Annotated in this window: 8 protein-coding genes and 3 pseudogenes; 3 read left to right on the top strand and 8 right to left on the bottom strand. The window is 31.2% G+C overall.

Going from position 1 to position 14,275, the window contains the following annotated elements; translation table 11 throughout:
- Positions 1 to 287 precede the first annotated feature (287 nt).
- Positions 288 to 1,748: a BglG family transcription antiterminator gene (locus AC3WVZ_RS29365; protein ID WP_233936769.1), complete on the top strand. Its 1,461-nt coding sequence runs from the start codon at positions 288 to 290 to the stop codon at positions 1,746 to 1,748.
- A 96-nt stretch (positions 1,749 to 1,844) separates the two neighbouring features.
- On the opposite strand, the gene AC3WVZ_RS29360 is transcribed toward AC3WVZ_RS29365, so the two are convergent.
- Together AC3WVZ_RS29360 and AC3WVZ_RS29355 are read right to left on the bottom strand one after the other, a co-directional pair.
- A complete protein-coding gene (locus AC3WVZ_RS29360) occupies positions 1,845 to 2,321 on the bottom strand; it encodes a hypothetical protein (RefSeq protein ID WP_078187981.1) in 477 nt (158 codons plus the stop codon).
- Between the two features lie 1,999 nt (positions 2,322 to 4,320).
- Positions 4,321 to 6,030 carry a hypothetical protein gene (locus AC3WVZ_RS29355; RefSeq protein WP_233936768.1) on the bottom strand — a complete coding sequence of 570 codons (1,710 nt, stop codon included), beginning with the start codon at positions 6,028 to 6,030 and terminating at the stop codon, positions 4,321 to 4,323.
- 1,538 nt (positions 6,031 to 7,568) lie between these two features.
- On the opposite strand from AC3WVZ_RS29355, the gene AC3WVZ_RS29350 reads away from it, so the two are divergent.
- Positions 7,569 to 9,266 (top strand): helix-turn-helix domain-containing protein, encoded by a 1,698-nt coding sequence (locus tag AC3WVZ_RS29350; RefSeq protein ID WP_233936767.1) that lies wholly within the window; start codon positions 7,569 to 7,571, stop codon positions 9,264 to 9,266.
- A gap of 198 nt (positions 9,267 to 9,464) precedes the next feature.
- On the opposite strand, the gene AC3WVZ_RS29345 is transcribed toward AC3WVZ_RS29350, so the two are convergent.
- The 4 genes and pseudogenes from AC3WVZ_RS29345 to AC3WVZ_RS29330 form a co-directional block, all read right to left on the bottom strand.
- Positions 9,465 to 9,671 carry a zinc ribbon domain-containing protein gene (locus tag AC3WVZ_RS29345; protein ID WP_425594317.1) on the bottom strand — a complete coding sequence of 69 codons (207 nt, stop codon included), beginning with the start codon at positions 9,669 to 9,671 and terminating at the stop codon, positions 9,465 to 9,467.
- 46 nt (positions 9,672 to 9,717) lie between these two features.
- Positions 9,718 to 10,017, bottom strand: coding sequence for an RNA-guided endonuclease TnpB family protein (locus AC3WVZ_RS29340; protein WP_425594316.1), 300 nt, complete (start codon positions 10,015 to 10,017; stop codon positions 9,718 to 9,720).
- Between the two features lie 281 nt (positions 10,018 to 10,298).
- Positions 10,299 to 10,403 carry a helix-turn-helix domain-containing protein gene (locus AC3WVZ_RS29335; protein WP_254849772.1) on the bottom strand — a complete coding sequence of 35 codons (105 nt, stop codon included), beginning with the start codon at positions 10,401 to 10,403 and terminating at the stop codon, positions 10,299 to 10,301.
- Positions 10,387 to 10,592: pseudogene (locus tag AC3WVZ_RS29330) on the bottom strand (transposase); the annotation flags it as partial. The pseudogene AC3WVZ_RS29330 and the gene AC3WVZ_RS29335, both read right to left, overlap by 17 nt.
- A gap of 104 nt (positions 10,593 to 10,696) precedes the next feature.
- Between AC3WVZ_RS29330 and tnpC the strand changes: the two are divergent.
- On the top strand, positions 10,697 to 12,100 hold the full coding sequence (gene tnpC, locus AC3WVZ_RS29325) for an IS66 family transposase (RefSeq protein WP_233935200.1): 1,404 nt from the start codon (positions 10,697 to 10,699) through the stop codon (positions 12,098 to 12,100).
- 230 nt (positions 12,101 to 12,330) lie between these two features.
- Here tnpC and AC3WVZ_RS29320 read toward each other — a convergent pair.
- A pseudogene (locus AC3WVZ_RS29320) lies at positions 12,331 to 13,353 on the bottom strand (RNA-guided endonuclease TnpB family protein).
- Between the two features lie 44 nt (positions 13,354 to 13,397).
- Positions 13,398 to 13,759: pseudogene (gene tnpA / locus AC3WVZ_RS29315) on the bottom strand (IS200/IS605 family transposase).
- Positions 13,760 to 14,275 lie beyond the last annotated feature (516 nt).

Below are 14,275 nucleotides of genomic sequence, written 5' to 3'. Positions count from 1 at the left end.
TTAAGTATTCAATCTATAAAACTTTTTTATACTCCTCTAATAAGTATTATGAAATAGGCTATAAAAAGATATTCAGAATTAAAAGCTCTATTACTTTTAAACTCATATATATTCCCTATACAATTACATTTAACAGTAATAACCAGTTAGCTTACATTGTCACATAACGCCTTAAACAAGGAAATAAACAATCCTTAGCTTAAAGATTAATTTAAATAGAACTAGCGTCCAACTTTAATCATAAAATATGAAAGGAGGAAATCCATTATTAACAATGGATTTATCACATGTTTATACATAATCGACAACAAGAACTCATTACTTTGTTATTACAAGACAAAGAATGGCGCACTCTTGAAGAAATATCCAGCCATTTAAATTGTTCGGTAAAAACCGTTCGAAGAGATTTGATATATTTACAAGACTACTTACCTTTGGAATGGAAAATCCAAATTGAAAAAGGAAAAGGTGTACTTTTATATAAACCACCTCATTCTTCTAGCACCGACATCTATTTGTTCTTTAAACAAAACGATTTAACTTTTCAAATCTTAGATTATTTATTACAAGGAAAAATCCATACCGTTGCCAACTTAGCAGAAGTATTATATATGCAGGCTTCTTCTTTATCTATACATCTTCAAAATGTAGAAAAATATCTAAATCAATTTGAATTACAATTACATAAAAAACCCTTACGTATTGTAGGAAATGAAATTCATATTATATATATGTTTTACGAATTATATTATACAACTTATAAATTAGAAGATTATCCATTGCTCTATAAAAACGAAATTATACAATTTCTTCTAAATTTAGAAGAGAAGTTAAACATTCAATTTTATCCTACATATAAACAAAAATTAGTTTATTTATTAGCAATTACTTTACAAAGAAAAAAACAAGGTCATAAAATAAATATATCATCAAATCATATAACACATGTAATCGATTCCCCCTTTTATAGAAAAATTAAAACAATTTCTCATACCCTATGCGGTATTAAATTAACTGAAATGGATCAGATATTCATCACTGTTGCAATTAATTGTTGCTTATTTTCCTACTCAAATATAAAAACTAATAAAAAACATATTCTACAACATTTTTATAATAAAAATATTGCTCATTATCAACATATACATAATTTAATATCCAATTTAGAATATGAATTTAAAATTACATTAAAACATGATCAAGAATTTGTATTTCAACTATTACAATATATAAGACAAATTTCATACAAATATCAGTTTGTTACTACAAGTGTTTTCCAAACATCTACATTTCATAAAAAAGTAAAAAATAATCACTATGTAACATTTTGTAAAGTGAAAAACATTTATACAAAGTGGATACAACAATATAAGCTAATACCGTATGCTCATGAGGCAGATATAATTGCTATGACACTACAACTAGAAGCAATGTTTCAATTAACAAAATTATCTCCCAAAAAAGCATTACTCTACTTAGGAGATAGCATTTTATGGAAAAGATATATACAAGGAATATTACATCATTCATTTGGAAACACATTATCAATTGTTCAAGAAGAAATATTGGATATCCAAACATTAGATATTCAAAAACTCAATATAGACTTTATTATCACTACTATACCATTTGAAAAAATAAAAATACCGGTAATTCAAATATCACCTGTTCCTACAAAAAGAGAATTAAATGATATTAGAACATTTTTATATAGTGAATTAGATGAGTATCCGGCCAAACTTTTTTAATGTAAATAAATCTTCTAACCATATTTCATAATAAAAATATTGAAATAAATATAAAAGGCCTTATTTTTATGAAAATGTACACTTCAGTACTTTTCTTTAAAATTTAGGCCCTGTTTTTTTTCTCACTAATAAATAGTCAATCCCAGACAATTCAACAGCAGCACGATGTCCACCTCGATTTTTAAATAATTTTCTAATTTCTTCATATAAGTTATTATAATTTTTTTTCAAGTTCGATGATGATATATCTACCTCAAGTTTATATAGTACTTGTAAACTTTGGATAATAAATTCCTCATCCCAATTTCTACATGCTACTTTTTTACGTATATGTTTGTAAGGAAGATTAGCTTCTAATATTGCTTTTCGATGCCCACCTTTTCCGAAAATTCTAAAAATCGCACTATATAAATCCGTATGTTTTTTCTGTAAAGCACTATCTGAAATGTCTGCTCTCTGTTTATATAACATCTGTAATTTTTTTATAATCTTGTCACGATTCCACTTATTACGTTGATATATACATTGGTTTGATAAGAATGATAAAGGAATAGATTCCATTTTTTTTCTCATAAAAATCCCCCTAATATTCGAGCAAAAAAGTCTTTACTTATATATATTATGTTGTTTCAATCAATAGGGAAATTATTTATTATAATAAATAGACGGGCAAATTGTAATAAAGGAAAACGCAAGTGAGCTTTTGTGGTAGAACTAATCAGTAGATAACTTTAGTATCTTTTGGGGTCACTTTCTCATCTAATTTCCATGTTTGATTTTGGCCGCGTACTGTTTGAATTATCATATAATAAAGGGTCTTTAATCATGCATACGTGCTTGTTGTATTTCTATATTTAATTATGGATTAGATGAATAAAACAACGTGTATCTCAGACTTTATCTTTGAAAAAGGCTATCTTTATTATTTTGTATTACGCTATTTGCTGTTATAGTAAAAGTATTCTTAACCTTCTTGATATCTAGGCATAGTTATCATGTTGTCTGTGGATGGTGATAACGTTTTAATTTTCATCATCCACTATTATTTTATTTAAATTCATTAATCCCCACAAAAACCTTATAAAAACATGCCCTTAGGACAAACTGTAAGTTCTTTAATATTCATATTCCCCATGAAAACTAACAAGTCGTATAAGTTCAGATGCTCTAGACCAATAGAACGAAAATCAAGATAGTGAACAAATCTCATATGTTACAACAATATGAGACTAGGGCTTAATTTCCCCTTTCGTATGGTATCTTATGCAAAAACATATAGATAGTTACTATCTAGCTGTAAAATTTGATAATTTATTGTATGAACAGTTCTAAATGTATGTATAACGTTATTAAGATTTTTCTTGTCTTTTGAATAATAAGTACTGGAATATATTTGATTTATCGTGTGAATGGTGTTGTAATCGAAAGTATTTTATTTAGTTTTTAATATGAATTAGCCCCAAAAATATATGTTAATTTCTGATCGTTGTTATAAGCGCCTAGAACCTTCTATAATGGTTTTTATTAATTAATAGTCCAAAAGGATTCAGATGTATTTAATCACTCAATTTACTAAGCTGAAAACAATTATTTTGAGTTATATTGTCTTTGGGTTCTTTTTACACATAATATATCTAGTTCATTTTAATTATGTTGTTAATTGAATCATTGAATTAATTTCAACTTAATAAGTTAACGAATTGGCAAATTCAAACTATTTAGTAGTTTGAATTTTTTACATTGGAAAGATTTGTTTTAACTCATTTATTATAAACAGATTTCTCTTTTATCTAAAAATGAAATTGTTTATATACAGATTTATTTTCTAGAATAAATAATAAAATCTAATATATTATATATCTTTAAAATATAAATAAAAGATAAAACTACTATACAGAGGAAAAATAATCTTTAAATATTGTAGTAATAAAGATCCATAATTACTCTAGTCATAAAAAATCATAAAAGGTAATTACTAGAAATGTGTTTACTGAATTTGATACAGATTTAAAACCACAAAATATCATCAAATGGGGATCAGAAACCTACATATAATCAGCATTAATTTGATGCAACTAACTGAATAGATAATAAGTGAAAATTCCGGTGACTTATTAACATATTTTCCACATTTTTAAATAATTACACACAAACTATTCACAAAGTGATCAATATTAGGAACAGAATTCACTTTTTAAACAAAATTCACATAAATTTTGTTGATTTTTAGTAGGTTTAGAGATAGAACATGATAATAACGGTATTTAAAGCTCTTTATTATACACATATGGTCATAATTATTAAGATATCAACAAAATTTATAAATATGTTTATGTTTTTTTGTTGATAAAACCAGAAAAAAAGACAGAATATTCTTGGTTTTATGTCGATAATATGTGAATAACTGATTTTCTTTCATGCCAAATGTATAAAAGTGTATAAAAATAGAGAGTTGTAATCACTAAAATTGAAAACTTTCTCTCTGATTTGTTGGTAGTGATATATTCCGCTGGCTATTTCTATCACGAATAGCCCTCTATTTATGTTTTTTCAAAAATAGAGGGCTGTATATTTATATTGCTGGAAGCAGCTGATCAACAGTATATGGTATGTCACTTGTTGAACGGTAGTATGATTCTAAGGATTGTAGAAACAGAGTTAAATTAAAGTCTTCAGGGACTGCAATTACACGAATCTTTTCCTTCGGCAATTTATCAATTTTTTCAATAAATAGTTCACGAATATCACTAGGCATGTTATTTCCGGTATGACCGTTAGATTTTAATAGTTCGCGAATGTGAATCTCTAATGCTGTATATGCGTTAATATTTACTCCTTGCTCATAAGCATATTTTCTAAATAGCGATTCCTCTTGATATTGCATGTAATTACGCTGGTAAGCATCTATGGTTACAGGTACAGCATATTTAGCATGAAGAAGATCATGAGCTTTATGGAATAACTTTTGAACATTCCGTAACGAGTATATAGCAAAATGCGTACCAAATTTGAAGATGGATTCTTCTTGTTTATGTTTTGGTACGTTATTTGTAATTAAAGGATAAATACCAGTTTTAGCAGCTGTGTCTAATACACGATATTGAGAAGATTGTTTTAATAATTTACTTAGTGTATAAACAAGATTTTTAGGATATTCTTCTTGTCGATCAATTATTTCTCGTAAGCCGCGAATTACCTGGCGGATTTGACGATGACAAGAGTACTTTAAGACATTAATAAATTGATTCATATCTTTTGTAAATTCGGCAATATTCATTTCAATTAACAAGTTCTCTATGAATTGAACTTTACGTTTATATGTATCTCTTGCTGTAAATGGATCACGGTAGTCTGTCCCCTCTTCTCTCATACATAAGAAATCCGGATGTACAGATAAATACAATGTTGTATATTGCTTTTTATTCTTTTTCCCTTTTTCTAACTTGCCAATTTTGAATAAAGGAGATCCAGTAGCAGGTAGCTTCGTTGTTAATTCCTCAAGTACAGTGTGAATCTGATGTGGGTATTTTTTATGTAAGTAACGATACATACCGCCAAAATGAGTTGAATTTCCTTGTTCATCAACTTTAAATAGAGAGCGTTTCAAGGTAGTTTCGCGTTTTTGTTGCATTGCTATATCTATGAATAGTTTCTTAGCTGCAATAGATAATTCAAAGAATGCCTTTGTAAATACTATTGGACTAATAAATGTATATGCATTTGCTTTATTTGTTTCTTTATTTATGAAATCATTTAGGGTTATTTTGTATTTACCACTGTATTCATTTTCGATTGAAATGATGTTGTGGAAACTTAATTTCTTCAAAGCCACATAAAATTGTGAGTGGTGAATATGTGCAAATACTTCTTTATAGTTTTTATAATCTTCCCAAAGCATATGAATAGATACATGTGAAATTTCACCATAGGTATTACATTTTTTATGGAGAAATAGAAATACTTCTAAATCAGCATTTGTAATACCATATAGCTTATGTTTTCTACCTTCATTTTTATCAAAGATATTTCCTTTATTTAACGTTTTTTTTATTTTTAGTGAAAAAGAAGGCCTTGTTTGTTGAACAAATCCGTCTTCATCGGCAATTTTTTCTTCAGAAGACATTGATTTCACAATGTCTTCTAAATAAGTATCTTTAAAACTGTAATATTTATCTTCTAATGCTGCCACTAATTTTTTCCAAGATTTTATAGTTACAATTACTGGTGTTGTTGTTTTACCATTTAAACTACGGTTGTTCTTTAGAACGAAAGGTTTTGCCATCTTTTTCACCTCCTTTTATGTAACGTACAGTTTTTCTATAATTAGATATAGAATTTCATTTTTGATTATATCAAATCAAAGGTTAGTACAATCTGTCCCTTTAAGAAAAACAAATAAAAAATGAAACGCACCTTGAACGCTTGTACAGTAGGGGATTTGGCGTTTTATGAAAAAAAAAATGTTGCCACTATAGGTCTGTGGAGATGATAAAAAATGAAACGTGAAACAAATTGCATTAAACCTTTACGAATCAGTAAATTTATAGGGTTTCATGCAAAGTTCTTTTGAAAAAAAGTTGCCATCATACAGCTATAACGTTTCATGTTTTTATTGAATGAAATTATTTGATAGAAAGTAGATAATAGTTGTTATATAAGGGATTAAAATAACTTGTACTTCAAAAGTTATTGCCGTCATATAACTATAACCGTTTCATTTGATTTCAAAAATACTGCCGTCATATAGCTATAACGTTTCATGTTATAAAAATAACTTAAATTATATTGAAAACTACTATAACCCTAGATATATATGGACTTTTGAGTGTTTTGTGATAAAAAAAGTTGCCACCATATAGCTATAATGATTTAATTTCATTTTTCTTTCTTTTTTATGAAAAGGCTATATATCAACGTTTATTCCTAAATTACATAAAATAAATTTTTTTTGAGAAGAATGCTTCTTGGGGAATTCTTCTTTCTTTTTTAAGCGTTGTTGCCACCATATGGCTATAACGTTTCAAGAATTGATAAATTATTGCCAAAATAGAGCTATATGGGATTAAAAATACAAAGTTGATATCAGTGTAGGGTTACATGATTTCAAGTAAGGTGTTATTTGTATAGTAGGCCAATAGTTTTCAATTTTGTCTGACATACGCTAAAAATGAGAAGGTGTAGGACAAAAAGTACAGTGTTCATGAAGGTTCATTTTTCATATCTAAATTTAATTAAGCTTTGTAATGCTTTCACGGTAAATTTTGTGTTTTTTGTAAGTTGAATTAGTGATATGTTCTATTGCTTCTAAGTTTGGGCTAATTTTTTCTTAGTTCAACAGCTATAAAAGAAAAGTAATCGCTTTTAAATTTTATCAGGTATTTCAATACAGTCTATTAATGCAATAAACAAAGAATATAGGGTTTAATCACAGTAATAAATTACTTCTACATGTTGCTAAAATTTACGACTTTATTTACAATCAACAATTGAACCGGTATTGTAGAGTAGTAATTTTCTAAATAAGAATGGTTTTATCAGTTTCTGATAGAAGTATTTCTTTCCTCAAAATTATGTATGAAGGTGTAAGTTTACGTTTGTAGGTATGCGGTAAAGAGGTAAGATGTATATGTATTTCATATCTCTTTATGTAACTAGATCGGAATGAAATATTCCAGAAATGCCTTAACTTTATGATATGTAGCCATCATATGGCTATGACGTTTCACTTTTCTAAAATGTAAACGAGAATCTGCCACTGCAGGTAAGTTTGTAAGAAATACTAAGTGTAAGGTCATTCACTTTGTTAGGAGGTATTAAAATATGGAGAAAGTATTAGTATTGTTCAGTGACGCCCTCCTACTTGCTGCCCCAATTTATGAAGAAAACGAACCATTATGGGCCAAATGGAAAAAATATTATAACGAAGTACAAGAGAATCATGAAAAATTAGTAACGTCAGCTAATATATCGCCTTCGTTTTCAGCACTTGTCTCTTGGTTAGGTCAAAAACAAGAGCAAGGGATATCGGTGCTAAGTATTTATGCCAACCTGAATAAATATAAAATTGAGATTCAGAATGTACTAGGAAAGGTCATTGAACAAGAATTAGGAGGGAAATTTGAAGTGCTTGAATCAGCCCAAATTTCACACTCTAAAGGCAGTAAGATTCAAGACCATATAGTAGATATATCCGGAGAATATTATCCTGTAAGTAATGATGCCATGTATTATCAATTACGTGATGGCATAGCAAAGAATCAATTTGAAGAAGATGAAATCGTAGCTAAACCGGTATTACCATTAGAAACGAAAAATTCAAGTGGAGTTGCGCAACTATCTTCACATAAGGACGAGGATTTGAGACTAGTTAACACAAACGAAGCAGAACGATGGTCTATATTAGTTGACGGAGTAATTAGTAATATGGATGATCTTACAGCAGATTGTTTGGATACAATTACAATCCAGTGGTTAAATCAAGCTAAATCTCCAGATGAATTTATAGATTTTAGTTATGAAAATGTATTAGAATTGTGTAATATGCCAAAAGCCTCTGCCAATGGTGTAGAGTACTATCGTGCAGAAGATAAGATAAAGGTAGCGCAACGTATTGCAGCTTTGGCAAGTATTTTTATTTATTTGAATGATGAGAATGAAATTGTGGTACTAAACGACCAGGCAGAAACTGGCCAACAATTTGAAATGAAACGTGAAGTGATTAAAAGGCTGTTCGTACTGGATTCCGTAGTGTTATGGAGAGACAAGAATACCAATGAGTATATGGGAATAGAATCTTGTAAAATTAAACCAGGTAGTTTTTTATCAGGCTATTTGTATGGTTCAAATAGTACAACGGCGTTATTATCAAAAAAAGCACTAGAATATAACAGCTATAGACACAAGTTTCATAAACGTTTAATACGTTATTTATCATGGCAGTGGAGAATCCGCCAACAATACCGTACTCTAAAAAGACCATATTCGATTGGTGGAGAAAAAGGTTTGTTATCTGTAATGGGTATCAAAATAACGAATGGACGTCCACATCGAATTAGAGAACAACTAGAAAATGTTTTAATGGACTTAGAAAAAGAAAAGGTAATCTCACATTGGGCATATGCGGAAGAATTGGATGAGACAAAAATAGGAGGGCGTAATTGGTTTAAGAATTATTATGCGAAATTAGGAATCATTATTCTGCCTCCAAAAGAATTGATCAATAATATAGATAATATAGTGAAGAAAAGAACAATAGATTTACAAGAGAAACAAGAAAGTCATTATATTACAAATACAGTAAAACAACATACTATAGGATTAGAAGATATGATTCTAAAAAAAATTATGTATCAGCATGTGCATCAAAATAAAACAATGCGTGAGATGGCAGATGAAATAGGGTTATCACCTGCTACGCTATCGAGATTTTGTAATAAAAAAATGAAACGTATTTCAAAAAGTGTCAATGAAAAACTCAACAAATGGTATGAAAGACAAATAATTATAGAGTCTATGTAAAAAGAAGCAAATGCCTTATTCAAAGGTACTAGCTTCTTTTTGTTCATGTAATGGGGAACGTGTATACAAAGTTGTTTTAATTTTGTGCTCTCTAAAAGAGTACAAGAAGAACTATAGTTAACAGGATGCTATGCCATTTTAACGGTCCGTGTGAATTATCCGCCACTTAACGTCCTAACGAAAAAACCAATTACATAGCTAGTTTGAGCAAGTTGATGCTTGGTTTATATCCTTATCGTAATGTGTGCCACAACATGGACAGTCCCACTCAAGGAGGTTTAGTTTTTTGACATCTTTGTTTTTGTAACCACAGCAAGAATATAGTTGGCTACTTGCATAATTCTTAGGTGCGATAATCAAATCACGACCTTTCCATACGGCTTGTAGTCCAGATATTTTCTTCATTTAGCCCAAGATATTTCACGACTTGTTTTTGCTAACGTATGGTTTTTTATATGTTCTTCACTTTCAAGTCTTCTATCACAATTACTTGGTTTTCGTTTGTGATTTCGCTACTTATTTTGTGAAGAAAATCATTACGTTGATTCGCAATCTTTTCATGAAGTCTTGCGACTTTTAACCTAGCTTTATTTCGATTGGCCGAACCCTTCTTTTTACGTGACAAAGAACGTTGTAGAAACGCTACTCTTTTTTCAGCTTTTCTCAACCATGTAGGGTTACTATATTTCGTACCATTAGACAATATTGCAAGGTCTTTTAAGCCAACATCAATCCCCACTTGTGTATCCATTTTAGGGAATAGCTATCCCTCTTCTGCTACCAATACGGATATAAAATATTTACCAGTAGGTGTTTGAGAAATTGTAACAGATTTTATCCATTCAAAGAATTGTCTGTGTAGCTTCGGTGGTTATCTTTCTTACTTTTGAACTTTGGAAATCCAACGGATTTATCACGTAAGAAATTAGCGTATACCTTATTTAGATTTTACTAACACCAAGCTATCAACTTCCCTTAGAAAAGGAAAATCAGTTTTATATTGTGCAGGTGTAGGATATTTGATGGATGTATCTATGCATGTTTGGGATGCTTGATACGAACGCAACCAAATGTTTTTGCGAAAAATAATCGTTGTTCATCATTCGGATAGATACGATACTTATATGCTTTCAACATGACCTCCACCGCACTTTTCACCTTGATTGTCAATATTCTTTTAACTACATCTAGTGTTGCGTCACCAGTAGTCACTAAACAGAAACTTCTTGACCAAAACATTTCTTTCCACCGTTTCTTTTTTACTTGCGGAAAATCTCTCTTAATGAGTCGAGACCTTGCACTTGTATAAGCCTGAATAAACTTTGTCGGTAACTACTCAGCCACCTTTCGGTGTCTTTTTTAAATTTTACTAGTTTCATATGCCTCCCATTTGTAAATACTGAGTATATCAAACAGGGGAGGTGAATCTTATGGTCGATCGAAAAATTATTTTAGATACATATAAAAAAGGACCTGAAGCTGTTATTTCTTTATTTGAAGAAACATTTTCTAAGTTAGAAAAACGTATACAAGAACTAGAAAATGCTTCAAAAAAAAACTCCAAAAATAGTCATAAGCCACCTTCTACAGATGGTTTGGGTAAGCCCGTTACAAAAAGTTTGCGCAAACCGTCTCATCGTCAAACGGGTGGCCAGTTGGGCCACAAGGGACATACTCTTGGTTTGACAGCGACTCCAGATCATACGATTACACATTCTCCTACATATTGTACTTGTTGTCATACTTCCTTGAACCACGAGCCTGTAAAAGGGTATCGCATTCGCCAAGTGTATGACTTACCACCTATTCAGATCGAAGTGACAGAACATAAAGTAGAACAGAAAGAATGCCCACATTGCCATTCTATCCAAGAAGCCCAATTTCCTTCGACAGTATCTCGTCCTGTTCAATATGGTCCAAATATAAAAAGACTGATTCCCTATTTAACGCATTATCAATGCATTTCTTTGAAGCGAACAAAAGAATTCTTTCAGGATTGTTTTGGACATTCTATAAGCGAAGGAACCCTGGTAAATCATACACAGGCTTTCGCTTCTCAATTGCAGCCATTCATAAAAGAAGTAAAGGAAAAGATTCTGCAGTCTCCTGTTGTCCATTTTGATGAAACTGGTATGCGTGTAGAAAACAAAACACAATGGTTACATACTGCCAGTACACCGGAGGTGACATTGCAACATATTCATCAAAAACGTGGAAAAGAAGCAATGGATGCTGGAGAAATCTTGCCATCTTTTTCTGGAATTGCGATGCATGATGGTTGGAAATCGTATGATGCGTATACAGATTGTCGTCACGTTTTATGTAATGCCCATCTCTTACGAGATTTACAAGGAATTATAGATAGTACTGGAGAACAATGGGCACAACAGATGCAGAAATTTCTAACGCAAGCGTTGACGATGAAAAAGCAATCCGAAGGTACCATGCCAAAAGCGACGCAAAAGAATCTGTTTATTATGTATCAATCCATATTGAAAGAACAACAGATTCTTTCCACGAAACAAAAGAAGAAAGGAAAGCAGACGCCTTCTCAAAATTTATGGAATCGCTTCGTCAAGTATTCTGACAGAATTCTAGGGTTTTTAGAACATCCAGCCATTCCATTTGATAACAATCAAGCAGAACGGGATATTCGGATGACGAAAGTAAAACAGAAAGTGTCTGGGACTTTCCGAAGTAAGAAAGGCGCAGAATCTTTTTGTCAGATACGAAGCTTTATGAGTACCATGAAAAAACAAAAACAATCGGTCTTACAAGCGATAAACCAAGTCATAGAAACTAGAACGGTTCCTTGGAATAACACGACTTCATAAGAGAATTTCTCTATTTGGCATAGATTCTTTCTCTGATTGGAGTATTTTCTTTTCATGTTTTCGAATCGGAAACATGTATTTGGCCTGTTTTTTTATTTGAAGAAGCTGAGTAGTTACACGGATTGTTTGAAGTGGGGGCTTCTCGGTTAGTCGTTACTTTTGGTAGCTAACGAATTCGTCCTAAGACAGCCGAGCTAACGCCCTTGTTCCAAGGGTTATTTTATTGCTATCTATGCTAATGCCAATAGGTGTATTGCTTCATTTTTGATATTGATAGCTGCGTTATCATCTCTATCGAGATTTACACCGCATATACAAGAATAGACTCGCTCAGACAATGACATATGTTTCACATTTCCACAACTGCTACATGTTTTTGTGGAAGGAAACCATTCGTCTATTTTCACAAGTTGTTTGCCTTGTTCATGTAGTTTATAAGCTAAAAAAGAAGTGAACATACCCCAACCATTGTCAGCGACACTTTTTCCAAAATGAGTCGCTAACTCTTTAGACTTATGATGAAGGAAGTTCTTACGTTGGTTTGCTACTTTTTCATGCAGCTTAGCTACACGGATACGTTGTTTATTCCAACGCCCTGAATCTTTTGTACGTCTTGATACTACTCGTTGAGCCTTTGCTAAACGGTCAAACATTTCACGATAGAACTTAGGATAATTGGCTCTCTCATCCTCAGAACTGACGTATAATTGATCCATCGCAAAGTCTAATCCAACAACTGTTTCTACTTCTTTTTGTACGATCTCTTTTTCGTATTCAGTCAAAATGGACACATAGTATCTACCAGTAGGTGTCATAGAAATCGTACATGACTTGATGATATGGCCTTGTGGTATTTCTCTATGCTGTTTGATACGTACCATTTTCAGTTTTGGCAATTTGATAGGACCGTTAAGCAACATACTATTTCCGTTCACTACATTCGTTATATAAGGCTTTCTGGCTTTTTTGCTTTTGAATGTTGGGAAGTCATTTTGACCACGAAAGAAATTTTTATAGGCAGTTTGCAAGTTGAGTTGCGCATTTGCCAAAGCTAATGAATCAACTTCTTTTAGCTATTCAAATTCTGCTTTGTATTTTGCAGGAGTGGGAAGCCTTTGTTTCTTTAGTTGATCCGTATCATCTTTATGTTTTTCATACGCTTCTTTCCGTTCAGCTAACATTCTGTTATACACGAAACGTACACAACCGAAGGTTTTACGCATAAGATGTGCTTGCTCTTCTGTTGGATACAAACGGAATGTATATGCTTTATTCTGCTTTGTCCTATCATTTCACCTCACTTTTCACTTTGATTTTCAATATATGTTTTTACTACGTCTATTGGCGAACTACCAGTAGTTCGCAAGCAAAAACTTCTTGACCAAAACATCTCTTTCCAAAGTTTCTTTTCACTTGTGGAAAGTCTCTTTTCATAAGTCGAGAACTTGCACTTTTATAAGCATTGATAAATTTTGTCATTTCTGTATTAGGGTGTGCCTTGAACAAAATATGAACGTGGTCTACATCATGATTCCATTCAACTCATGTGATGTTATAGTTTTCAGATAGTCGAACAAACATATCTTTTGCATAGTCTGACATATCATCATCAAACACATTTCTTCTGTATTTTACGACCAACACAAGGTGATAATACAACTAGAATACTGAATGGTTATTACTATCTCATTTCATTTATATACCAACCTTTATAATTTATAAGACGGCTTATATCAGAGGCGAAATAAAAAGGAAAACCTTTTGGCTACGCCAAACCGACATTCATCTCCCACCTACCGTTGGGCTACGCCCTTCACACGCTTGAGGAAGGAGAATTCTTTCGGGAAATTCGTTAAAGTTGTAAAAATACCAATATTAAAAGACTTACCTAATAAATTGTTTTTAGAATTAAGTCGTAGTTATTAAATTTAATAACTACGACTTTTTTATCTATATCTGTTGTTTGTGTGTTATTTTGAACACACAAACATTCCAAGAAATCTTGATATAAAACGTTATTTATTTGCGAGAGTACATTCCTTCTCACTCTGTCTATACTATCTAAAAGTTCCGGAAGAAAAGAAACAAAGACTATTTTTAATTACAAATAGAATTTTTCATAGTTTTTCACTAATTGATAAAAATATTGATTATTAATGTTACAAATTCTCATAG

The sequence above is a fragment of the Bacillus sp. CPT56D-587-MTF genome, from assembly GCF_058792335.1.
This window is presented reverse-complemented; position numbering and strand designations above follow the sequence as displayed.